At 40.1% G+C, this 23,178-nt stretch carries 16 protein-coding genes, 2 tRNA genes, 1 pseudogene and 2 riboswitches; of the genes and pseudogenes, 6 read left to right on the top strand and 13 right to left on the bottom strand.

Annotation, left to right across the window (positions count from 1 at the left end):
* Positions 1-66: 66 nt before the first annotated feature.
* On the bottom strand, positions 67-1,890 hold the full coding sequence (locus tag HXT36_RS02370) for an AMP-dependent synthetase/ligase (protein ID WP_421779156.1): 1,824 nt from the start codon (positions 1,888-1,890) through the stop codon (positions 67-69).
* 89 nt (positions 1,891-1,979) lie between these two features.
* Positions 1,980-2,720, bottom strand: coding sequence for a M23 family metallopeptidase (locus tag HXT36_RS02375; protein ID WP_421779157.1), 741 nt, complete (start codon positions 2,718-2,720; stop codon positions 1,980-1,982).
* Between the two features lie 260 nt (positions 2,721-2,980).
* Between HXT36_RS02375 and HXT36_RS02380 the strand changes: the two genes are divergently transcribed.
* A tRNA-Asn gene (locus tag HXT36_RS02380) sits at positions 2,981-3,053 on the top strand.
* 196 nt (positions 3,054-3,249) lie between these two features.
* Positions 3,250-4,293, top strand: coding sequence for a hypothetical protein (locus HXT36_RS02385; RefSeq protein ID WP_116438382.1), 1,044 nt, complete (start codon positions 3,250-3,252; stop codon positions 4,291-4,293).
* A gap of 63 nt (positions 4,294-4,356) precedes the next feature.
* On the opposite strand, the gene HXT36_RS02390 is transcribed toward HXT36_RS02385, so the two are convergent.
* The 8 genes and pseudogenes from HXT36_RS02390 to eno all read right to left on the bottom strand — a co-directional run bounded on the left by HXT36_RS02390 (position 4,357) and on the right by eno (position 13,501).
* Positions 4,357-5,805, bottom strand: coding sequence for an amino acid permease (locus HXT36_RS02390; RefSeq protein WP_032812801.1), 1,449 nt, complete (start codon positions 5,803-5,805; stop codon positions 4,357-4,359).
* A 51-nt stretch (positions 5,806-5,856) separates the two neighbouring features.
* Positions 5,857-6,048, bottom strand: a riboswitch (Lysine riboswitch).
* A 71-nt stretch (positions 6,049-6,119) separates the two neighbouring features.
* Positions 6,120-6,875 carry a trimeric intracellular cation channel family protein gene (locus HXT36_RS02395; protein ID WP_421779158.1) on the bottom strand — a complete coding sequence of 252 codons (756 nt, stop codon included), beginning with the start codon at positions 6,873-6,875 and terminating at the stop codon, positions 6,120-6,122.
* A 186-nt stretch (positions 6,876-7,061) separates the two neighbouring features.
* Positions 7,062-8,231 carry a branched-chain amino acid aminotransferase gene (locus HXT36_RS02400; protein WP_016829565.1) on the bottom strand — a complete coding sequence of 390 codons (1,170 nt, stop codon included), beginning with the start codon at positions 8,229-8,231 and terminating at the stop codon, positions 7,062-7,064.
* 230 nt (positions 8,232-8,461) lie between these two features.
* Positions 8,462-8,545 (bottom strand) — tRNA-Leu (locus HXT36_RS02405).
* A 41-nt stretch (positions 8,546-8,586) separates the two neighbouring features.
* Positions 8,587-10,218, bottom strand: coding sequence for a DUF501 domain-containing protein (locus tag HXT36_RS02410; protein WP_421779159.1), 1,632 nt, complete (start codon positions 10,216-10,218; stop codon positions 8,587-8,589).
* A gap of 74 nt (positions 10,219-10,292) precedes the next feature.
* Positions 10,293-10,933, bottom strand: a pseudogene (locus HXT36_RS02415) (FtsB family cell division protein).
* A gap of 146 nt (positions 10,934-11,079) precedes the next feature.
* Complete coding sequence (locus tag HXT36_RS02420) at positions 11,080-11,994, bottom strand: L-lactate dehydrogenase (RefSeq protein ID WP_032815159.1); 915 nt, start codon at positions 11,992-11,994, stop codon at positions 11,080-11,082.
* A gap of 211 nt (positions 11,995-12,205) precedes the next feature.
* Complete coding sequence (gene eno / locus HXT36_RS02425) at positions 12,206-13,501, bottom strand: phosphopyruvate hydratase (protein WP_004111823.1); 1,296 nt, start codon at positions 13,499-13,501, stop codon at positions 12,206-12,208.
* A 147-nt stretch (positions 13,502-13,648) separates the two neighbouring features.
* Positions 13,649-13,755, top strand: a riboswitch (TPP riboswitch).
* 10 nt (positions 13,756-13,765) lie between these two features.
* Here eno and HXT36_RS02430 point away from each other — a divergent pair.
* The 3 genes from HXT36_RS02430 to HXT36_RS02440 are packed head-to-tail and all read left to right on the top strand — an operon-like array spanning position 13,766 to position 16,475.
* Positions 13,766-14,554 (top strand): ABC transporter permease, encoded by a 789-nt coding sequence (locus HXT36_RS02430; RefSeq protein WP_016800667.1) that lies wholly within the window; start codon positions 13,766-13,768, stop codon positions 14,552-14,554.
* Between the two features lie 30 nt (positions 14,555-14,584).
* Positions 14,585-15,616, top strand: a complete 1,032-nt coding sequence (locus tag HXT36_RS02435) for an ABC transporter substrate-binding protein (RefSeq protein ID WP_032839224.1) — start codon at positions 14,585-14,587, stop codon at positions 15,614-15,616.
* A 43-nt stretch (positions 15,617-15,659) separates the two neighbouring features.
* Positions 15,660-16,475 (top strand): ABC transporter ATP-binding protein, encoded by an 816-nt coding sequence (locus tag HXT36_RS02440; RefSeq protein WP_119529301.1) that lies wholly within the window; start codon positions 15,660-15,662, stop codon positions 16,473-16,475.
* A 79-nt stretch (positions 16,476-16,554) separates the two neighbouring features.
* Here the strand turns inward: HXT36_RS02440 and mfd are convergent, their stop codons facing one another.
* The 3 genes from mfd to HXT36_RS02455 form a co-directional block, all read right to left on the bottom strand.
* Entirely contained in the window at positions 16,555-20,181 is a 3,627-nt protein-coding gene (mfd, locus tag HXT36_RS02445) for a transcription-repair coupling factor (RefSeq protein ID WP_421779160.1), read from the bottom strand.
* Positions 20,171-20,770, bottom strand: coding sequence for an aminoacyl-tRNA hydrolase (gene pth / locus HXT36_RS02450; RefSeq protein WP_421779161.1), 600 nt, complete (start codon positions 20,768-20,770; stop codon positions 20,171-20,173). Before pth ends, mfd begins: the two co-directional genes overlap by 11 nt.
* Positions 20,771-20,897: 127 nt before the next feature.
* Positions 20,898-21,938, bottom strand: coding sequence for an ABC transporter substrate-binding protein (locus HXT36_RS02455; protein ID WP_230479362.1), 1,041 nt, complete (start codon positions 21,936-21,938; stop codon positions 20,898-20,900).
* 386 nt (positions 21,939-22,324) lie between these two features.
* Here HXT36_RS02455 and HXT36_RS02460 point away from each other — a divergent pair, with 386 nt between their 5' ends.
* Positions 22,325-23,116, top strand: coding sequence for an ABC transporter permease (locus HXT36_RS02460; protein ID WP_020757144.1), 792 nt, complete (start codon positions 22,325-22,327; stop codon positions 23,114-23,116).
* Positions 23,117-23,178 lie beyond the last annotated feature (62 nt).

A 23,178-nucleotide genomic window follows, 5' to 3' on the forward strand; every position in this document is an offset into this window, starting at 1 on the left:
GCAGCTTAAGCTTATGCACTAGCTTGCACACTATTAGTAGAGATTAATTAGTAGAGATTATTTCGATTATCTTTTGACTCTTGGCGCATAAATCTTATTTTCAATAAGATCTTTATAACGCTCTAAAACAACGCTTCTTTTTGCTTTAAGGCTTGGAGTAACCAATCCATTTTCTTGCGTAAACGCGTCTGGAACAATCTCAAACTTTCTAATCGATTGTGCTCTAGAAACCTTAGAATTTGCTTTTACAACACTTTGCTCAATTTCGGACCTTACAATTGAATTTTTTCGAGCTTCATCCAGCGAGCGCACAGGTCCTGCACCTCTAGATATAAGCCACGAGTTTACTTCTGCCAAATCAAGCGCAATAATTGCCGATATAAACGGCTTTCTGTCTCCTACAACAACGCATTGAGAAACGATTGGGCAAGTCATAACAGAAGCTTCTAGAATGCTTGGAGAAACGTTTTTACCGCCAGCAGTTATTATTAAATCTTTCTTTCTGCCTGTAATCCTAACAAATCCATCTGGTTCTAGCGTGCCAAAATCTCCCGTGTGCAGCCAACCATTTACTATTTGCTTTTCTGTTATTTCTGGATGATTATGGTATCCTATGCAAACAGCAGGGCTTTTAATACAAAGCTCACCTTCATCATCTATTGCAACAGACACACCTTTAACTGGAATACCTACTGTTCCAATCCTGTATCCCTTTGTAGGGTTTACCATTGATGGCGCGCATGTTTCTGTCATTCCATAGCCTTCCAGGATTGGAAGCCCAATTCCGTTAAAGAAGTGAGATATAGACGTGTCTAAAGGAGCACCGCCAGAAACACCGTATTCAACGCATCCTCCAAAAACTTGCAAAATCGACTTATATACAGTGTTTTTAAAGAATTCGTGACTTATTGCAATCAATGGCGAAACCATTGCACCATTTTGCTGCGCCTTTGACCATTGTTTAGCAACTTTTACGCTTAACGCAAATATAACGCCTTTTAATCCTCTTCCTGCTTTTTGAGAAGCCGCATTGTAGATTTTTTCAAATATTCTAGGAACACCAAGCATGAATGTTGGTCTAAAGCTTTTGAAGTCACTAAGTATTGTTTTTAGATTACTAGATAATCCAAGCGTAACGTTTCCAGTAAAGCAAAAGAATTGCATATATCGCGCAAAAACGTGTGCTAGAGGAAGGAACAGCAAAAGTCGTGGATTACCATTCTTACTTTTTAACGCTATATCTGGCATAGAAACTATTCCAGACTTTGCTATAAAAACAAAGTTTCCGTGCGAAAGCTCAATGCCTTTTGGCTCTCCAGTAGATCCAGAAGTATAAACAATTGTTGCTAAATCTTTACCTTTAACAGCTTTTTCTCTCTCGTAAAATTCTGCATCCGTAACGGTTTTTCCGTATTCAATAAACGCGTCGATTGCGTTTGAACTCAATACGAATATTTCTTCAAGACATTTGCACGACTTTTTTGCAATCAATGCATTCTCTCTAATTGCTTCGTCTTCAACAAAAATCATGCTCACATTGGAATCGTTAACAATGTTTTCTATTTGACTCACAGAGCTTGTTTCGTAGATTGGAACAGTTAAAGCCCCAATAGACATTATTGCCATATCTAGCAAAGTCCACTGCCAAGAAGTATGAGCAATTATAGATATTGAATCCCCTGGCATAACGCCGTGTGCTATAAACCCTTTTGCAACAGATATAACTAAATCTCTAAACTCTTTAGCGCTGTAGGATTCCCATTTTCCATTTTCGCCAAGATATTCAATTAAGGATCCGTTTGCATTGCGCTCTACGCGATTTTCAAGAAGCGAAAAAACATTTGCGTCGTAATCAATCTTCTCATTAAGATTGCGAGAATACTTTTGCATAGCCGCTCCTTAAATTGCGCATATTATTTAAGCAATGATTCTCAATATTTTACTCAAGAATCTATACACACTATACGATACGTATTTTACTATTTTTCTTTTAAGTCTTCTTTTGGCTTTAACACTATTTTTTGTTTTTGAACCATCTTTTTTGGGTTTGCGTACGTTCTGTTTCTTCGTTTTAATCCCCATTGAACGCAAAGATTATCGCAATGATCCGACCCAACTGTTACATATGCAAAATTCTGACCCTTTTTAACAATTGACCCAACAGGTAAATCCGTATATGCAGGCTCAAATGTAGATGTTAAAACACCGTGGCTTATTGTTACAACAGATTTTCCAGCAACCAGCCCCGCAAAGGCGATTATTCCGTCTTGTGGCGCTCGCAACTCATCGCCTTCTTTAGCTTGTAAATCAACACCTCTGTGCCCTGCAAGCCAAGGTTTACTCGGAGAATCAAAATCCTTAATAATATTTGCTTCTTTTATTGGATATATCATCCTTGACCTGCAATATTCGTTATCATAATCCTCGCTCATACTTGTAGCTAAAACATGCTTTTTAGAATTATTTTTACAAGTATTCGCATATTGCTTATACGCATCTTGCTGATTAGCTTGAATGTACTCATATTCAATGCTTTTGCTAATACTCGTATTTTCTAGAACACGAATTAGTGTAATAAATGCAATCAAAGCAAAAAACGCTATTATGTATACAAAAATTATCTTATGTTTCAAAACATATTTTTTTATTCGATTAATTTTTTCGATGATTTTTTGCATCATTTTTTTATAAATGACTTTCATCTTAAATATTTTCCACATATTTTCTCTCCTTTGAATTTCACACTAAAAGTGGCGTATTTTAAGGGTTTTTGCTAATTTCATTTACGTTCTTAAAAGTTTTTCATACGATTCTTTTTTAGTAAAGATTTTTTAAGCAATGTGGTTAAAGGCTATAAAACCTTGATATTTCAACATTTAACAATTTTCGACACGCCCAAATGCACATATATTTGCATATTGCAAAATTCCGTGTAATATAAATGTCTTGTGCACGGCACAAAGCCAAGCATGGAAGATATTCCTGCGTAGCTCAGTTGGCAGAGCGTTCGACTGTTAATCGAATGGTCGCTGGTTCAAGCCCAGCCGCAGGAGCAAAATAAACCACCAGTTCGTCTGGTGGTTTTTTGTTTTAGAAAAATTTTAGATACATCAAATCTAAGTCAAACTCTCGGGTTATAGGCCAAAAACCTATAAGTTGCAATGCGTTAACGTACTTGCTTTGGCGTAAACTGTAAAGGTCGTTTGCATAAAGCAAATCTTGGCAAATATTGATAAACAGAGGATAAATATGTTAGAAAACATCTCCAAAGTCATGAATAATGGCAATAAAAAGAAGATGATAGTTCTTATAACTGGCGTTGTAGTACTTGCGCTAGTTCTTTGCATAGGCGCAATATTCTGGAGCGTTCAGCATAATGCTCGCGTAAAAGAGGCTCGTAAAGCTTGCGAAGTTCAAGTTGCGCAAGTAACTAAAGCAAACAAATCTTGGAACAAACTTATTAAAAATTCTCTACTTGTGTCTTTTGCTAAAGAAGATTCCGAAAACGGCAAACTACTAAATAAGCTTATGAAGTTGCGCATTCCAGAAACAGTTGTGTGCAACGCAAATTCACCAGAAGCTTTAGGCGCGCAAAATGCTCAAGCTATTGCAGCAGCGCAATGGTATTCCGATAACGCTCAACGAATTCGCAGCATCACTTCTATTATGATTGATAAAGCTGCAGGCGACGAGTCTACTCAAGAAGACAAAAAGAAGGAAGAAGAAAGCCAAAAGCAATTGCAAGAGCTTACTGCTCCTGTTATTAGAAAAGCACCTAGAGTACAACGCAGGCCAAGACTTACCATTCCTAACATTCCTCCAGATCCTGTAGAAACAGCAAAGAAAAAAGCTCAAGAAGATGCTGCTGCAAAAGAAGCAATTAGAGAAGCAGAAAAGAAGAAGGCTGAAGCTGCAAAGAAGGCAGCTGAAAAGAGAGCAGCTGAAAAGAGAAAAGAAGAATTAGAGCAAATGAGAAAAGAGATTAGAGAAGCTGAAAAGAAGGCTGCAGAAAAGAAGGCAGAAGAAGAGAAAAAGAAGAAGGAAGAGGAAGAGAAAAAGAAGAAAGAGCAGCAAACTCCTCCGCCTGTTCCTTCTACGCCTCAAACTCCTTCTGCGCCATCTGCTGGTGGTTCTGGATCAGGATCAGGAACGCCTGGAACAGTAAATACTGGTGGAGCTACGGGCGGTAGCACTACAACTCCGCAACCACCAATACCACAAACTCCAGCCTCAAACACACCAGCTGGTAACGGCGGCGGCACAGGCAACACAAATAATGGCGGCAACCACTAACATCTCTGTTAATCAATAAAAAATGCGCTCAGCAAATCACTGAGCGCATTTTTTATATTCTAATCACTTTGTTAAATCAACTTGATCTAACGGAATAACCTTAGTGTGATACTTAATCTTGTATCCAACATAAAGCACAATGAACAGCGGAACAGACATATAAGTTATGCCAATCGCTTGCCAATTAAGCGTGTGGAACGATTCAAGATCTTGACCAACAATAACCAAAATGCACAATACAAGAGCCACAATAGGGCCGAATGGGTACCACTTAGCTTTATAAACAAGATCGTCCAAAGACTTTCCTTGAGCAATATACGCCTTGCGGAACCTATAGTGCGCAGCTGCGATTCCTGCCCAGGCAATGAATCCAGTCAAACCACTTGCAGCAACTAAGAACATGTAAATTTGCGTTCCAAAAATACTCATCAAGAATGTTAAAAGAGCTACAACAAACGTTGCAACCAAAGATTGCATTGGAACACCTCTTCTATCTACGTTTCCAAACATCTTTGGAGCGTGATTATCTTTTGCAAGAGCGTAAAGCATTCTAGTAGAAGCGTACATTCCAGAGTTTGCTGCCGAAATAACAGATGTAAGTACAACAGCGTTCATAATTGTTGCTGCAACTGCCAATCCTGCGCGCTGGAACACAAGAGTGAATGGGCTTATAGAAATATCGCTAGCTTCCGATCCAAGCAAACTTGGGCTTGTGTATGGAATAATGCATGCGATTACAAAGATTGCAAGAATGTAGAACAAAACAATACGCCAGAACACTTGCTTTACAGCCTTTGGAATGCTCTTATCTGGTGTTGCAGATTCGCCTGCTGTAATGCCAATAAGCTCTGTTCCCTGGAACGAGAAGCCTGCAATAGCAAACGCGCCTAAAACAGCTGGGATTCCGCCAGCAAATGGAGCATTCTTATGCGTAAAGTTGCTTAGCAATGGCGCTTTTCCGCCTAAAATGCCAACAATCGTAAGCAAACCAATAGCAAGGAATATAATAACGGTTACAACTTTAATAATCGAAAGCCAATACTCGGTTTCTCCAAAGCACTTAACAGTAAGAATATTAATCAAAAGAATAATAACAAGAACTGTTAGCGAAAATACCCATATTGGCACCTTTGGAAGCCAATATTGCAAAACGATTGCTGCAGTGCTTATATCTACAGCAACTGTAATTGCCCAGTTAAACCAGTAATTCCAGCCCATTGCAAATCCTAAAGCTGGATCAATAAACTTTCCAGAATAAGATGCAAAAGATCCACTAATTGGCATATAAGTTGCCATCTCGCCAAGAGATGTCATAAGAAAATAAACCATAATGCCGATTGCAGCATACGCTAAAAGCGCTCCCCCTGGGCCTGCCATGTGGATTGTTGCACCGCTAGCTACAAATAAGCCCGTTCCAATGCTTCCACCCAAAGCAATCATGGAAATGTGGCGTGTTTTTAGACCGCGATGAACGGTTTGAGATTCTGTAGTTGATGAACTGTTGTTACTCATTGTTTCCTCCTTTTGACAATATTCAAACAGAGGCAAACAGGCAACAATATGCATGTCGATAGCACTCCGCAGCAAATTGCCAAAATTGCTGCGACAGTCCTTGGCCTATTTAGCCAAGTCCCAGCTTGTAAGCTAGAAAGAATAACCTACAAACTTCGGCGCTCTCCCCTTTTGCAAATCACTTAACGCCTCTTTCTGGCTAATGATTGCTACTCTTGTTGAGCGCGACCTCTGGTCGATGTGTTTTATTATTAAGATAGGCAAAGACAAACTCTAGACACTAACCGATATTTATTCAGATTAGACTAGATTTTCTAGTTATTTTGATTATTTTTTTCTGTATTTTTTATGGCTTTATCAGAAATTTTACGACTATATGCATTATGTCTGCGATATTTATTTATTTTTATTGGCGATTTGCGATTCATTGCGCCAAAAAGTGTTAAATCAAACTTTACAGACATTAATCGCATCGCAACTACTAGCACAACAATAAGAGTATCTAAAATCATCTCTGTAATAACGTCAAAACACCCTGCTCGTTGTGCTTTTACAACAAATACTGTTAAAACACACCCGACTGCAGCAGGAAGCGCATACCAATGCTTATCTCGAACAATTACAGGAACTTGATTCAAAACCATATCTCGAATTAATCCACCACCAAGCGCCGTTGCCATGCCCAAAAACACAGACGCCATTCCAGACATGTGAAAATCCAGCCCTTTAGCAGTGCCATTTACAGCAAAAAGACCCAATGCTAAAGCGTCCAGAGTTAACATAAGCCACTTCCACTCATCAATTTCTAGATGAGCGAAAGCAACAATAACACCAGAAGCTAGACCAGTAAAAACAAATCCCCTATCCGCAATTCCTACAGGAGGCAAAGCGCCAAGCAAAACGTCTCTAACAATTCCACCACCCAATGCTGTAAGCCAAGACGTTGTAATTATTGCAAAAATATCGTAGTTCTTGCGAATAGCCCACATTCCGCCAACCATTCCACAACAACCCACAGCTATGTATTCAACAACAAGGAAGAAAACGTTGTCACCTAATGCCCCTTCCACAATACTTCCTTTCCATGCGCTAAACACTCAAAACAAAATCTAACTAACAATTAACCTATATCTAACCAAGCATACAATTAGCGCGCCACTTGTTATAAACATAAAATGTTATAAACATACAATGACGCGCTAAATAAAATATACTAACGTTTTTTACGACTAATTTTGAACGATTTCAATTCTTAACTAGTCGCACACCTTCCACATCCAGTTGTGAGTGTCTTCAACATCTCCAAGCTGAATTCCAAGAAGCTCATCGCGAAGCTCTTGCGTAAGGGCTCCAACGCCACCATCTGCAACCTTAAGATCGAACTCTTCCGACTTAAACCTGCCGATTGGAGTAATGATTGCAGCAGTTCCACAAGCAAGAACTTCCGTAACTTCTCCAGAGCGAATGTCGTCAAGCAAGCCTTTAAGAGGAATCATAGTTTCAACAACATCATGACCCTTCTCTTTTGCAAGTTGAATAATAGAACGGCGAGTAACGCCTGGAAGAATGCTGCCAGTCAAAGATGGAGTTTCCAAATGGCCATCCTTGTGGAGCGCAAACATGTTCATGCCGCCAAGCTCTTCCAAATAAGTCTTAGTTGCAGCATCCACAAAGCAAACCTGCTCACATCCGTGCTCAATGCCCTTATATTCGCCAAGCAAAGAAGCAGCATAATTTCCGCCGCACTTAGCAAAACCAGTTCCACCAGGACCAGTACGGAACCATTGATCTTCTACCCAAATGCTAACAGGCTTTAAGCCGCCCTTAAAGTATGGTCCAGAAGGAGAAGCAATTACGCAATACTCAACCTCGTGAGCTTCGCGAACACCAAGGAAAGGCTCGGAAGCAAACATGAACGGACGCATATAAAGCGTGTATTCGCGCCTGCTTGGAACCCAATCTTTATCTCGCTTAACTAAAGCTGCAACCGATCCAATAAAATCGTCAATAGAAAGATCTGGCAAATACAAACGCTTAGCAGAATTTTGGAATCGCGCAGCATTAATATCTGGGCGGAAAAGCCAAACAGAACCATCGGAACGCTTATAAGCCTTCAAGCCTTCAAAGCATTCTTGAGCATAGTGAAGCACGGATGCGCCTGGATCCATTTTTAACGGACCGTAAGGCTCAACACGCCTATCGGACCAGCCTTCTCCCTTGGTCCAAGACATATGAACCATATTGTCGGAGAAAATCTGACCAAATGCTGGCTTATCAATAAGTTCGTTGCGCTTAGCACTAGAAACTGGATTATCGTTAGGCAAAACGGTAAAGTTGCCAGCTAATTTGTTTAACAGAGCAGGATCGCTATGATCGTAAGAACCGTAGGCATCCTTAAACTCTGGAGCGACTTCTAAATCGGCCATTATGTCTCTTTTCCTATTTGCAATTACTGTATTTGTGATTGCTTTATAATTAATGCATTGCAATTGCTTTTAATGCAATTAATGGTATAGATTAGTACGATTCTCAATTAACGCAAGCCCGTATACAAATATTTTTTATAGAAAAACAAGCATTTAGGCTAAAGATTTACGATTTGCAACAAAGAATTAACATAATATATGAAAAAAATAAATTCGCAGCGTAAGATTTGTGCCTCTGGTGGGACTCGAACCCACAAGCCCGTAAGGGCGTCAGATTTTAAGTCTGATGCGTATGCCAATTCCGCCACGGAGGCAACAGTCATTAATTATGCCATATAAAACAATTAAAAACAACTCAGCGTGTGGCGAGTGTTCTACGACCCAAATCTAGAGTGATTCCATCCAGCAATCCGTGCTCACTTGCAACAAAAGTTTCCAAGACGCCACCATGATCTTGATAAGCCTCTTTAGCAAGACGCTCAAGAACGCGACTTAGCACAACTGCACCTCCGCCAACAACATCAACTCTTCCAGGATGAATCGTTGCATACGTGCGGCGCCTCTCCCTAGACATATGCAAGAACCTATCGTTAACCGTATATGCCTGATCTAACGCGATTTTTACTCCATCAACAGCCTTATGGTCATAATGCTTTAAGCCAATCGCAAGAGCCGCCATAGTTGTAACAGTACCAGAAACACCAATAATCGTGCGCGCTTTACCAGCATCAACATGCTTTAACGCTTCATCTATATTCTTGTCAATATCTTTAATTGCACAAGATATCTCTTCTTCGGTAGGCGGATCCGTATGCAAATGACGCTCAGTCATGCGCACAGAACCAATGTTCATAGAATATGCCGAATCAACCTTATCTTCAGAAATATTTACACCATCTCCGCCTAAAACAAGCTCTGTGGAGCCTCCGCCTAAATCAATAACAAGATAAGGCGCTTGCAAGTCTTTTCTAGAAACAACACTTGTTGCTCCCAAAAAACTCAAAGCAGCTTCTTCAGTTCCACTAATCACCTCTGGATGCACTCCAAGTTCTTCAAACATCATTTGTTCAAACACATCTCTATTTAGAGCATCCCTTGTTGCAGAAGTTGCAACAAAACGAATAGCATCCACCTTATGCTCGCTAAGAACCTTAGCAAACTCTTTAGCAGCTTCTTTTACACGCTCTAATGCATCGGGCGCAAACATATGCGTTTCGTCAATTCCCTGCCCCAAGCGTACAACCCTAAGCATTCTAGGAACAACATCTTTCATGCCATTTTCATCAACTCTAGCAATTTTTAGACGAATCGAATTAGTTCCACAATCGATTGCAGCAACACAAACAGACTTGTTAGATACGCCTTCTCGATTAACTTTTTTGCAACCAAGATTGAGCGATTCTTCATCTTCATTTTGAGCATAGTCATTATCTTCCCAAGGAGTAGTGCATTTGCAAACTTTTGGACTAAACTCACTTGCGATTTTGTCTAAAACAATATCTCCAATAGGATTAACGCCTCTGCCCATTACAAGGCTTTGAGCTAGCAAAGCATGCAAGCATTTAACACGAACTGGCATTCCGCCTGCACTCATGTTTTTAATATGCTCTTCGCTATCGTTTAATCGATTAGCTAACTCTTTGCGAAACTCTAAATACGCTTTATGCGCATATTCGTATTTTTTAGCAACTTCTTCGTTAGTGTTTAACAAATCATTGCATTCCTTCATAAAGCCTTGTGCTTCTAGGTGCGAAGCAGCTTTAACAGCCTCTGGACTTGTTAAATAGCATGTTGTAGGAAAAGGCGTTCCGTCTTCTAAGCATGGACGCGTAATAACAGCAAGTGGCCTACCACAAACGCATCTAGCGCCAACAGCAACCATGCCCCTTGGAAATCTTCCTAATTGACGCTTTACAATGTTTTTGTCTGCTTTATTTGCAGGATTCTCTAGTAGCGAACTCACTAATAACTTTGCGTTTAGGCCCATGTTACACTCCATATGCATTGCGCATCTTAAAATCGTATATAACTCTTATTGTTAAATTCTATCTAGTTTTAATTTTATCTACTTTTATTACCATTATTACTATGTTTTTTGTTTGTTGACTTTTCATTATTACTTTTAGATTTATTAGACTTGCTTGTGCTATTGGAGTGATTATTTTGTTTGCCACTTTGCTTAGTGGTATTAATCTTAGAAGACTTGCTACTTTCATCATTTTCTTTAGCTTTAAAGCTCATATCGTCTGGCTTATCTGCCTTGTGAAGCGCGTAAAACAAGTCACTATACCACGGCAACGCTTTTCTATCTTCGTACAAAGAATCATCCTTATTAAACGATTCTGGAACAGAACCCGTAATCGCCTCTGGATGCTCTACTCTAACAGCCTGCTCCCCTGGAAATATAAACCCCAATCTTTCCCTTGCTTGAGCTGCAACATACGCCTTGTCTTTCCAACGCTCTACATCGTTATTAAGAGCTTGCTTTTTATCTTTCAAAGCAGACTCATCCCTTTGCAAAGCGTGCAATTCTGCCAAACTTAAAGCATAGTTACGAATTGTTGATATAAGACCAATACAGCAAAGAAATACAACAACTATCATGGAAACAAATACGATTGAACCAGAAAACAGCTTCTTTTTTGAGGCTGATTTGATTCGTCAACTGTATTTGCAGTCATGCGGCGATTTCTTAAAATCATACTTCTAAATTACTTTGAATATTCGACGTGACGCACACGCGCTTATAAGATTGCGGCCAACAGCACAAGGCCACTGACCGCAATCAACTCTTAGCTTTATATTAAGCTTATTATTTAGCTTTAGTCTTTATAGTTTTGACTTTAGATTACTCCATTTGAGCTTTGCTCAAAATCATATCTGCAGAATGTTGCAATTTTTGCAACTCTTCTTGAGTCAAATCAAGCTGGCATTGCTTAACAATTCCTTCTCTACCAACAATTGCTGGATAAGAAAGATAAGAATGGTATTCTTCGCGATAGTTAGAAACAGGCATTTGCTCTTTAGAATCCGAAAGAACTGCATCCACTAAACGAACTGCAGCAGCAGCAATACCGTAGTTTGTGTATTTCTTTCCGTAGAACACTGTAAATCCGCCTTCGCGAGTTTCCTCATCAATAGCGTCTAAATCCATGTTCTTTTCTTTAATAAGCTCTGTTATAGGCTGCTCAAAGACTTTAACTGTGGACCACGCAACAAATTGCGAATCACCATGCTCTCCTAAGCTATATCCCTTAACAGCCTTTGGATGCACGCCAAAGAACTTGCCTACTGCACGATGCAAGCGCGCAGAATCAAGCAAAGTGCCAGTTCCAATAATCTTTTCGTAAGGAAGACCAGTAGCTTCCTTGTAAAGCTGGCAAATAGCGTCGCAAGGATTAGTTATGTCGATTAAAACACCGTGGAATCCAGAAGCCTTAATCTTTGCACCAACTTCTGCAACTTCCTTACGATTATATTTAAGCTCTGCAAAACGATCTGGATGAGGAACGTCCAAAAGCTTTATGTGACCCAAGGCGCTTACGATTACTTCTACGTCTTTTAATGCTTCATAATCATTAACAGTAATATTAACGTTAAAAGGCACATTATCCATTGAATCTTCAAAATCCAATGCGTCGGCATTCACCTTTGCCTCGTTTGTATCATAAAGGTACAAATCATCAGCGTGACCGCCAACAACAAGTTGATGCGCTACTGCTGCACCAACGTTTCCCATGCCTATAACTGCGACTTTTCTCATATGAAACATCTCCTTCCGTTTTTAGTTTTCCATAAAAAATAGCACTATTTTGATGATAATAAAAGTAATTTTAGAAAAATTTATATATTTTTTTCAAAAAATCGCTAAAATATACGAAAAACGGCCAATCGCACGAATGCGACTGGCCGAATTATGCTACAGTCTAGATCTTAAACAAGACTTACGTAGAACTTATAAAAGCTCTAGCATATTACTTCATATACTTCTTGCAAGCCTTGAATGCGCTGTAACCAGCATACTGAGCAGTAGAACCAAGCTCTTCCTCAATCTCAAGCAAGCGGTTGTACTTAGCAATACGCTCGCCACGAGCAGGAGCACCAGTCTTGATTTGGCCAGTGTTCTTAGCAACAGCAAGATCAGAAATGGTGGTATCTGGGGTTTCGCCAGAACGGTGGGAAACCATGGAAGTGAAGCCATTCTTGGTTGCAAGCTCAATAGCGTCGAGAGTCTCGGTAACGGAACCAATCTGGTTCAACTTTACGAGCAAGGAGTTAGCTGCTCCAAGCTCAATGCCCTTAGCCAAACGCTTTGGATTAGTAACGAGCAAGTCGTCACCAACGAACTGCAAACGATCGCCAAGACGCTTGGTGATTGCTGCCCAATCATCCCAGCCTTCTTCCTGGAATGGATCTTCGATGGAAACGATTGGATACTCGTTAATGAGCTTCTCGTAGTAATCAAGCATGTAAGCAGATTCGCGCTCTTCGCCGTCGAAACGATACTTGCCAGTTTCCTTGTTGTAGAACTCAGAAGAAGCAACGTCGAGGGAAATACCAATCTGCTTGCCTGGCTCGTAACCAGCAGCTTCGATTGCATCCATAATGTACTTCAAAGAATCTTCGTTGGACTTCATCTTTGGAGCGAAGCCACCTTCGTCGCCAAGACCAGTAGCCAAGCCTTCCTTCTTCAAAACGTTCTTTAAGGTGTGATAAACCTCAACGCCAGCGCGCAAAGCGTCGCTATAAGTAGCAAAGCCGTATGGAGAAATCATGTATTCCTGAATATCGGTTGCAAAATCAGCGTGAGCACCACCGTTCATAATGTTCATGTTTGGAACTGGAAGAATGTGGCCATTTGTACCGCCAATGTAGCGATACAAAGGAAGCTCAGCAGACTCAGCAGCAGCATAAAGAGCAGCAAGAGAAACGCCAAGAATAGCGTTTGCGCCAAGCTTGCCCTTGTTTGGAGTGCCATCAAGCTCGATCATTGTTTCATCAAGAGCGCGCTGATCAGAGGCATCCATGCCAATAACCTTTGGAGCGATTACTTCGTTAACAGCCTTAACTGCTTCCAAAGTACCCTTGCCTTGGTAGCGAGACTTATCGCCATCGCGACGCTCCCAAGCTTCTGCCTCACCAGTTGAAGCACCAGAAGGAACTAAACCAATTCCTTGAGCGCCATCTTCGGTCTCCAAATAAACCTGAACAGTAGGATTTCCACGAGAATCCAAAATTTCGCGTGCATATACGCTTTCAATAGCTGCCACAACTACTCCTTATTTATCTGTTGGTTGTGTAACATATTTAAGATTAATGCGTTTTATGGACGTTATTTCGCAGCGTAAGTCGTTAAGCATACAAGACTATATAATCCAAGCTTTTGTTAATTTGTCCACACCTTTGTACAATAATAACAAACTGACACGGGGTGCAATTATTTGCTTGATTGTAATTGCTGAGATTATACCCGTCGAACCTGATATAGCTAGTACTATCGAAGGGAATGTCGAATGGTTAGCCATTGTAAGAGCATGCTAAAAAATGCATCTTCTTCACTACGTTTATGTGTGCCATGGCTTTCCACACTTGTCATACTTATTGGATGGTTTTTAGCTACACTTGGGCCTAAAGAGACTAGGCACATTCCATCACCTGCAGAAGTAATTAACGCTTTTCAAGAATTAAACTCAGAAGGTTTAATTTGGCCTTCGTTGGGAATTAGTTTTACAAGAGTTATTGCAGGATTATGTTTAGGAATGATAATTGCAGTTCCAGCAGGAGTTATTTCTGGTAGCACAAAGCTGGGCGACATTATTATTAACAAGCCTGGCCACATGCTACGGTCTGTTCCTTTTACTGCACTAGCACCTTTGCTTATTATTTTATTAGGCATTGGTGAGACTATGAAAATAGCTCTTATTGCTATAGGCGTATTTGGAACGTTCTACGTAAATATGAGGGATGGAGTTCGTAATATTGATCCCAAACTCTTGGAATTAGCTCGCGCATACAAAGTAAATAGCAAAACAGTATTTTTCACAATTCTTCTTCGAGGAGCGCTACCTAACTTTATGACTGCTTTACGCTTTGCAATATCAGTGTCTTGGGTGGCATTGGTAACGTGTGAAACAGTCAACGCTTCAAAAGGAATTGGATATGTTCTTGCAAGATCACAAGAATTTTACAGACCAGATCAAATGCTGCTATGCATAGTTTTATACGCGATTGCAGGCCTACTTTCTGAAGGAATTGCAACACTTTTAGAAAAAATTTGCATGCCTGAGCGACGTTCATCCATCGTTAAAATCAAACAGAACTAAGAATATTAGCAAAATAATTAGGAGAATAAAATGGCTAAATTCGCATTATCTACAACAAGTAAGCGAGCATTAGCAGCTTTCTGCGCGCTTTGCACAGCAATCACCCTAGCATCATGCGGAAGCTCGAACAATAAAACACAAGCATCATCCGCAAAATCTTCCACAAATACTACTAAGCAAGTAAAAGAAGATACTGGAACTTTAAGAGTAGCATATTTGACTTCTGCAAATTATTTAACAACTCTTTCAAATAACACAAAGATGGCAGATAAGATCTTTGGCAAGGCAAAGGTTACATTTAGCGGGCCATATGTTCCTCCAGAAGCAAACACTGCAGTAACTTCTGGAAACGCAGACGTAACAACCACAGGATCTGGCCATTTTATTCATTTTATCTCCAAAGGCCAGCCATGGGTTGCTTATGCTATTAACTATTACAATGGAAACGCTCAAGGAATCGTAGCAGCACCAAATAGCGGAATCAAATCGCTTAAAGACTTATACGGAAAGAAGATTGGAATTATTGCTAAAGGTGGAAGTGGAGATTATATAATTCACAAAGCTTTTGAAAAAGCAGGACTTGACCCATCCAAGGTTCAAGAAGTAGAGATGAGTCCAAAGAACTTCCATGCAGCATTCACAACTGGTCAAGTTGATGCATTAGCAACCTTCGATCAGAACTTTGCTGCAGCTCTTGCAACTCCAGGATCAAAACTTCTAGTCACTGCAAAAGATTATGGAAATATTAACTTCGGAATCCAAGTTGCATCTGCTGAATTTGCTAAAAAGCACCCACAGTTATTAAAGAAAATGTATCGTGCTTTAGTAGAAGAAGGTAAGAGAGTTAAGAAGAAGCATTCGATTATTCTTGATATGTATAAGAAGTTTGGTGCATCCGATGAAACAATGAAAGAATTAGCTAAGTTTGACATTCCGCAAATCCGACCAATGAATGCAGAAACTATGAAAATGCTTAAACAGCAAGCTAAGGAATATGTTAAATACGGATTCATTAAAGAAGTTCCTGATTTCTCTAAAGCTGTAATCGACTGCAGCAAGTAAACGATTACTAATTGTAATTAGAATACGACTTTAGAATACGACTATGTTTAATAGCATTTTTCATAAGCGTAGCAATGTAGAAGTTTCCAAAGAATCTACTTGCAAATCAAATATTAACGATAGCGATTACTGCGTTAGTATAGAGAATCTGGGCATTTCTTTCGCAAGTGCAAAAGATAAAAATACAGAAAACGATTTTGCAAATAATTCTTCTTTTGTATTGAAAAACATTACGATGAGAATTAAAAAGGGCGAATTTGTTTCGCTTATTGGTAGATCGGGATGCGGAAAAACTACGCTTTTGAAAATAATTTCAGGACTTCTTACTCCTAGCGAAGGCAGCATTCATGCAACAAGCCGTCAGGCTATTGGTTTTCAAGATGCACGATTAATACCGTGGCTTTCTGTAAACAAAAATGTTGTTTTCGGTATGGAAGGAAGCAAGCAAGATCTTAAGAATATTGCGCATTTAGCGCTTTGCCAAATGCAGCTTGTTGGCTACGATAACAAGTGGCCTTCTGAGCTTTCTGGAGGCCAGCAGCAGCGCGTATCTTTAGCGAGAGCTTTAGTTAGAAGTCCTGAATTATTGTTGCTTGACGAGCCTTTTGGAGCTTTGGATGCTCTTACGCGCTTCGATATGCAAGATTTGCTTAATAATCTTCAAGCTAAATATGGCTGGACTACACTTATGGTTACGCATGATATTGCGGAAGCTGTAAGACTTTCTAACCGCATTCTTATGATAAAAGATGGCAAGATTTATAAGCAATGGAACATTGATCGCGAGCATCTTGACGCTCAAAATCGCCCTGTAAATCATAGTGAAATAGAAGATGAGCTTAGAGAAGCTTTGCAATAAGTAACTCGAAAATAATGTGAATAAAGGCGACTGCAAAAATAGCGGCCGCCTTTATTTATAAACAACGCAATAATTCACCTTACCAAGCTAAATCTTCAAGAAGTTGACGCACCCAATCAAGTATTTCGCGCTCACTCATTGCGCTAGTTCCAAGTGAAGATTCAAAAGGCGATGGAATAATAAGCGTATGAGTAAGCGGACGATACTTAACTCCGCGGTAAATCCTTTGCAAACGCATCCACAACGATTCTTTTGGATCTAAACCAATAACACGAACCGATTTACCTTGAGAGCTAATTTGCGTAATACCAAGATCACGAGCCTTAAAACGCAAGCGAGCAACATCGCACAATATGCTAAACGCTTCAGGCGGCTCACCAAAACGATCAAGCAACTCATCTCGCAACTCTTGCAAATCCTTATTATTGTTAGCGGAAGCAAGCTTACGGTACGCTTCTAAACGAAGCTTGTCGGAATCAATATAATCAACTGGAATCGAAGCTTCAACAGGCAAATCAATAGACGTGGAAACAGTTTCTTTATGCTCTGGCTCTTTGTATTTTTCAACAGCTTCACAAACCATTCGCACGTATAAATCAAATCCAACGCCTTCAATGTGGCCACTTTGCGCATTGCCAAGCAAGTTTCCAGTGCCTCTAAGCTCCAAATCCTTCATAGCAACATCGAATCCAGATCCAAGAGCAGTATATTGAGCAATTGTTGCAAGGCGATCATGCGCTTGTTGAGTCATAGGCTTAGACGGATCATACAAAAAGTATGCGTACGCACGCTCACGACCTCTGCCAACGCGCCCGCGCAATTGGTGAAGCTGGCTTAGGCCGAATCTGTCTGCATGATCCACAATAAGCGTATTAGCGTTAGAAATATCTAATCCCGTTTCAATAATCGTAGTGCAAACAAGAACGTCAATATCTCTATGCCAAAAATCACGAATAATAGTGTCAAGCTGCTTCTCACCCATTTTTCCGTGCGCAATCGCAACCCTAGCATCTGGCACAAGTTTTTGAATATTAGTCGCAACTTTACTAATATCTTCTACTCGATTGTGCACGTAAAATACTTGGCCACCTCTAAGCAACTCTCGCTTAACGCAAGCTGCCACTTGCGCGTCTTCGTAAGCTCCAACATAAGTCAAGACTGGCAAACGGTCTTCCGGAGGCGTAGCAAGAGTAGACATTTCGCGAATACCTGTAACAGCCATTTCAAGCGTTCGAGGAATTGGCGTTGCAGAAAGGCTAAGCACGTCTACGTTTGTGCGCAAAGCTTTCAAAGTCTCCTTGTGTTCAACACCAAAACGCTGCTCTTCGTCTATAATCACCAACCCTAAATCCTTGAATTTTATGTTTGGATTCAAAAGCTTATGCGTGCCAATAACAACATCAACTTCGCCCGATTCAAGGCCTTGAATAGTATTGTTAACCTCTTTTTCGCTTTGGAATCTACTCATTGCAGCAACAGTTATAGGGAATCCAGAAAAGCGATTAGTAAAAGTCTCGTAATGTTGTTGAACTAAAAGAGTTGTTGGCGATAGAACAACCACTTGCTTTCCGTCTTGAACTGCCTTAAAAGCAGCGCGCACAGCAATCTCGGTTTTGCCAAAACCAACATCTCCACAAATCAGCCTATCCATTGGAATTGGCTTTTGCATATCTTGCTTAACTTCGTCAATAGTCGTAAGCTGATCTGGAGTTTCTTGGTATGGAAAATCATCCTCAAGCTCTTTTTGCCAAGGAGTGTCTGCGCTAAAAGCAAATCCGCTGCTAGATGCTCGTGCAGAATAAAGTTTAATCAAGTCTTGCGCAACTTCTTGAACAGCTTTTCGCGCTTTTTCTTTTGTAGCAGCCCAGTCTGCGCCTCCAAGCTTATTTAGCTTTGGAATCTCTGCACCAATATATTTGCTAACTAAATCAAGTTGATCTGTTGGAATAAAAAGCTTATCCGCAGGAGCATTGCGTTTACTTGGCGCATACTCAATTTCCAAGTATTCGCGTGCAGCTTCTCCGTTTGAAGTTTTTACATTCCTCTGCCTCATGCCTATAAATTTGCCAATTCCGTGCTGTTCGTGAACAACAAAATCTCCTGGCTTAAGGTCTAGAAGGTCGATTTCTTTTTTTCTACGCTTTGGCGACTTAAAACCACTTGCAGAAGAAGACTTTCCTGTTAAATCTCTTTCGCTAAGAATTGCAATTTTACTTTGCGTATCTATAAAACCGTCAACTATTTTCGATTGAACTGCCGAAAAATCAAATACGCCACTTGCGCGTACAGCTCGCGCAAGTCTTGATAAAATTCCACTTGAAGCAGCGCTAATATAAACCTTGTATCCGTTAGAAATAAGACCAGATATTCCGCTAGAAATCTTCTCACTATCTCCTCTAAATTCTTGAGGAGATTTAATGCACAAGTCTAAATAGTTATTTTTTACGACTTTATTTTCGTTTTCTTCTTTAGAATCAACGGTTTCTAGCGACTTATCTATTGCAAAACTGTTTAAGTTAATTACTTGATGATTGTTGTTTTCAAGATTTTCTAAAACGCTGCCAAAATCAAGAAAACTCGCTTTATCGAATGTTATTGGAGCGCCAGCACCCTTACCAGACGCAGCAACATGCCAACTTGCAGCCAAAAACTCGTTTGCTGTTTTAACTAAATCGTTAGCTGCGCGCTTGCATTTTTCTAAGTCGGAAACCAAAATTATTGCGTTTTTATCAAGCAAATTTTCCACTGGTTCCATGTTGTCAACTAATGCTGGAATCAAAGACTCCATACCCTCTACAGGTATTGCATTTGCGATTGATTCAAGCATATCTTGAGCATTTGGAATTTTACCAATCAAAGACTTCGCTCGTTTTTGAATATCTTTTGTAAGCTGCAATTCTCGGCAAGGTGTAGCCCAAACACTATTAATATTCTTCCCATAAGTGCGCTGATCAGATGCGTGGAATTGTTTTATTGCATCAATCTCATCTCCAAAAAACTCAATACGCACAGGATGATCCATTGTTGGAGGAAAAACGTCTATAATTCCGCCTCGAACAGCAAATTCAGCGCGATTCATAACAAGTTCCACGCGATTATACGAGTTTTCAACAAGTAGCTTTGTAGCAAGCTCAATAGAAATCTCATTGCCACATTCAAAAACAAGCGGCTCTACGTTGCAAAGACCCTTAACAACTGGCTGAATAAGAGATCGAACTGGCATAACAAGAACGCGAATTGGGCTAAACATGCCACTTTTGCCGCTTTTGCCACTTTTGCCATCTTCCCCACTTTGCGGATGCTTTAATCGCCTAAAAACCGCCATTCTGCTTGCTACAGTATCTGCTCTAGGAGAAAGACGCTCGTGCGGAAGAGTCTCCCAAGCTTCAAGATTAGCAATATCTTTAGGGTTCCCATTATAAAAATCTCGTATTGATTCAAGTGATTCCAAAGCATCTCTACCAGATGGAACTACTAAAACAACAGGCTTTTTAGTAGCCATTGCAGCAGCTACAGCAGCTCTAGCTCCACTTGGACAATACACATTAAGAGGATTAGAAAAATCTTCTTCAAGCAAAGCTAAAGACTTAAACGAATCATTTTTCTTACAAATATCTTTAAGTATGCTTTCAAAAGAAGCATCAGAAATATTAAAATCTTTAGAATCTAGCATTTTGTTAGCAAAAGAATCATACTTATCTGCCATTAAAATGCTCCTGAGTGGCTGCAAGCCCGCGGAAAATCACACTTTCTACAGCATCTGCGCCATCTGTCAAAAAATTAGGAAGTTCAGATTTTTGCGCACCAGCAAATCCGCCCAAAACCCAATTAACAGTATTATCGTGAGCATGAGCACCACGCTGAGCATGCCCAACACCCATTCTTACGCGCGCATATTGCGGAGTTCCAAGACTGCGATCAATAGAACGAATACCGTTATGACCTCCAGCAGAGCCTCCAGCTTTTACCTTAATGCGCCCAAAATCCAAATCCATATCGTCGTGAACAATCACAATATGGTCAGTCTCAATTTGATAATAAGAGCTTATAGAAGATATTGCAGCTCCAGAATCATTCATAAAAGTAAGCGGCTTAGCAAGAAAGAACTTTGCAAGCTTACCGTCTAAATTCATAACTCCCTTGCCAAGTTTAGACAAGCCTTTATGGTCAGAAAAAGATATTGACCATCGCTCAGCAAGCAAATCCGCAACCATAAATCCCATATTATGACGAGTACCTTCGTACTTAGATCCAGGATTGCCAAGGCCAGCAATAAGCCAAAAATCCGAAGCCATAATTCACGCCCAATCTTATAAACTCAACAACAAAACGGGCGTACCGATTGAAGCTGGATTATACAACTACCCGATACGCCCTCATATACTGTACTTTATTTTAGCAAGACTCAAGTCATTGCGTAAACTACTTCAAAAATTCGTCCGTAGTTAATTCTTTTGCTTGAGGAGTTTTATATGTTACTTTGCCTTTAGAATCCGTATACGCACCTTCCTTACTTAGGAAGTCAAAGTATTCTTGAGCACCCTTAACATCATTTGTGCCGAACACAAACTTGCCGCTTTTTATGTCTGCACGATTACCCCAATATTGCCCGTCAACAATCATCTTCATGCTTCGCTTAACGAATTTCACATCAAGATTAGCTTCAGGAGCTTCTTTTACTAAAATGTTTGCAGCTTCATCTGGATGATCGTAAGCGTATTCATAACCGCGCTTAACGGCTTTAACAAAAGCGCGAACAAGCTTCGGATTGCGCTTAACTGTGTTTGCGTTAGTAATAACACCAATCGTATCTGGCTGACCAGGAACTCCATAATCCGCTGTCTTAAAGCAACGCAACTTTGGACCATACATTTCCGCCTGCACACCTTCCCAAGTACCATAAAAACCACCAAAATCAGCTTTTCCAGATTCAAGCGTACGGAACGTAGAAGTACCAACAGTAACCTTATCGAACTTACCTTTGCCACCATCATGCTGAATCATTCTACGAATCACAGCATCACCTTCTGCAGATCCAAAGGTTGCAAAAGTTTTACCATCAAAGTCTTTAGGAGAATGAATTTTAGTATTTTTATAAAGAGAGCACCAAATTGCGCTAGGCTTTTGCTGAACTTGCAAAACTTCCTTCAATTTAGTACCTTTTGTACTGAAATCTGCAAGACTAGTAATATTGCTTAAAGCAAAATCCGCAGCACCAGAGTCAACAGCATGCTCGGCACCAGTTTGAGATACAGCCAAAATATTCACGTGTAAACCAGCTTGCTTAAACCATCCCATATGCTTTGCCACGTATATGCCAATATGATTAGTATCAGGTATCCACGAAAGCATAAACGAAATGTTTTGAAGACCAGATTTACTATTCTGCTTACTATTGTTTGATCCGCACGCGCACAAAGACAGAATACAGCATGAGCTTATAAAAACTGCTATTGCACGCATAATATTTTTATTAGATTTCAAACAAAAAGCTCGCACATTACGCCATAATTCGCATATCATGAATTCCCTAGCTTTCTTATAAATAACCGCTTTCTGGGAATGTGACACGAACTTGGCAGAAAACGGTATCAAGGGCCTAGCCCGCGCCGTTCAATGCCCCCAAAAAATTAGAACTTTTGGTTTGCCACACATTGACTCACGAAACGACTAAATTATGCACTAATCGAAAGACAAATACGCATAAAATACACGCTTGATAACTACATACTAGCTATGTGATATTTTCATACAAGAAAGTTTGTAAAATTTTACGTTGTTTGATTGGGGCAGCAGTCAAGCAGCTACAACAAGCATTATGGCTTGTATACTGAAAGGAACGATATTCCATGACGCGCGCGCGCTGGAAAACACTACTGCACAATTATCTGCCAACAATAATTTCTACTATTACATTACTAATTTTTTGGCAGCTTTCTTGCGAATTCTATAAAATTCCAGAAAATTCTATTCCAACTCCTACAGATATTGCTAAAGCAACTTTCGATGTATGGCCACAATTATGGCCTGCAACCCTTGCAACTATTGAAGAGACAATTGTTGGTTTTAGTCTTGCCATTGTGTGCGGCATTTTACTGGGCGTACTTTTTCACGTATGCAAGCTGGTTCACGCAGCTTTGTTCCCCCTTCTTTGTGCTGCACAAACGTTACCACTTATTTCGATTGCCCCGCTATTTCTTATATGGTTCGGTTTCGAAATGTCTGGAAAAATTGTTATCGTAGCTATTTTTAGCATGTTCCCTATTGCTGTTCAAACAATTAGAGGTCTTGATGCAGTTCCAAGTTTTTATAGCGATGTAGCTCTCACATGCGGAGCGGGACGAGTTTGGACGCTTTGGCACGTAAAATTAAGGATTGCAGCTCGACAAATTTTTGGTGGAATTCGCATTAGCACAGCCTACGTTTTTGGCGCAGCTACTACTGCAGAATATCTTGGCGCTCGTCAAGGATTAGGTATTTGGCTGCAAGCTGCATATAATTCTTTCCGCACTCCGCTTATTTTTTCTGCAACATTCGTAATTATTGCGTTTACAGCAATATTGATGGGCATAGTTAATATAAGCGAGCGATTATTGCTCGGTCCTGTAGAAGACGACGAAGACCCAGATAATCAAATGTAAAAACGCATAAAGCCAACACATAAAATAATGCCGAACATAATCTAAACTATGCTCGGCATTAT

It is taken from the genome of Gardnerella sp. DNF01144, from assembly GCF_049244245.1.
In the GTDB taxonomy this organism is placed as follows: domain Bacteria; phylum Actinomycetota; class Actinomycetes; order Actinomycetales; family Bifidobacteriaceae; genus Bifidobacterium; species Bifidobacterium piotii.

What these genes read in the sequence shown, in the direction of transcription:
- HXT36_RS02390 (WP_032812801.1), bottom strand. Translation starts at nt 5,805, where the DNA reads ATGAGTAACAACAGTTCATCAACTACAGAATCTCAAACCGTTCATCGC.
- HXT36_RS02400 (WP_016829565.1), bottom strand. Translation starts at nt 8,231, where the DNA reads ATGGCCGATTTAGAAGTCGCTCCAGAGTTTAAGGATGCCTACGGTTCT.
- HXT36_RS02435 (WP_032839224.1), top strand. Translation starts at nt 14,585, where the DNA reads ATGGCTAAATTCGCATTATCTACAACAAGTAAGCGAGCATTAGCAGCT.
- HXT36_RS02430 (WP_016800667.1), top strand. Translation starts at nt 13,766, where the DNA reads ATGCTAAAAAATGCATCTTCTTCACTACGTTTATGTGTGCCATGGCTT.
- HXT36_RS02460 (WP_020757144.1), top strand. Translation starts at nt 22,325, where the DNA reads ATGACGCGCGCGCGCTGGAAAACACTACTGCACAATTATCTGCCAACA.
- HXT36_RS02410 (WP_421779159.1), bottom strand. Translation starts at nt 10,218, where the DNA reads ATGGGCCTAAACGCAAAGTTATTAGTGAGTTCGCTACTAGAGAATCCT.
- HXT36_RS02455 (WP_230479362.1), bottom strand. Translation starts at nt 21,938, where the DNA reads ATGCGTGCAATAGCAGTTTTTATAAGCTCATGCTGTATTCTGTCTTTG.
- HXT36_RS02375 (WP_421779157.1), bottom strand. Translation starts at nt 2,720, where the DNA reads ATGTGGAAAATATTTAAGATGAAAGTCATTTATAAAAAAATGATGCAA.
- HXT36_RS02440 (WP_119529301.1), top strand. Translation starts at nt 15,660, where the DNA reads ATGTTTAATAGCATTTTTCATAAGCGTAGCAATGTAGAAGTTTCCAAA.
- pth (WP_421779161.1), bottom strand. Translation starts at nt 20,770, where the DNA reads ATGGCTTCGGATTTTTGGCTTATTGCTGGCCTTGGCAATCCTGGATCT.
- HXT36_RS02385 (WP_116438382.1), top strand. Translation starts at nt 3,250, where the DNA reads ATGTTAGAAAACATCTCCAAAGTCATGAATAATGGCAATAAAAAGAAG.
- mfd (WP_421779160.1), bottom strand. Translation starts at nt 20,181, where the DNA reads ATGGCAGATAAGTATGATTCTTTTGCTAACAAAATGCTAGATTCTAAA.
- HXT36_RS02370 (WP_421779156.1), bottom strand. Translation starts at nt 1,890, where the DNA reads ATGCAAAAGTATTCTCGCAATCTTAATGAGAAGATTGATTACGACGCA.
- HXT36_RS02420 (WP_032815159.1), bottom strand. Translation starts at nt 11,994, where the DNA reads ATGAGAAAAGTCGCAGTTATAGGCATGGGAAACGTTGGTGCAGCAGTA.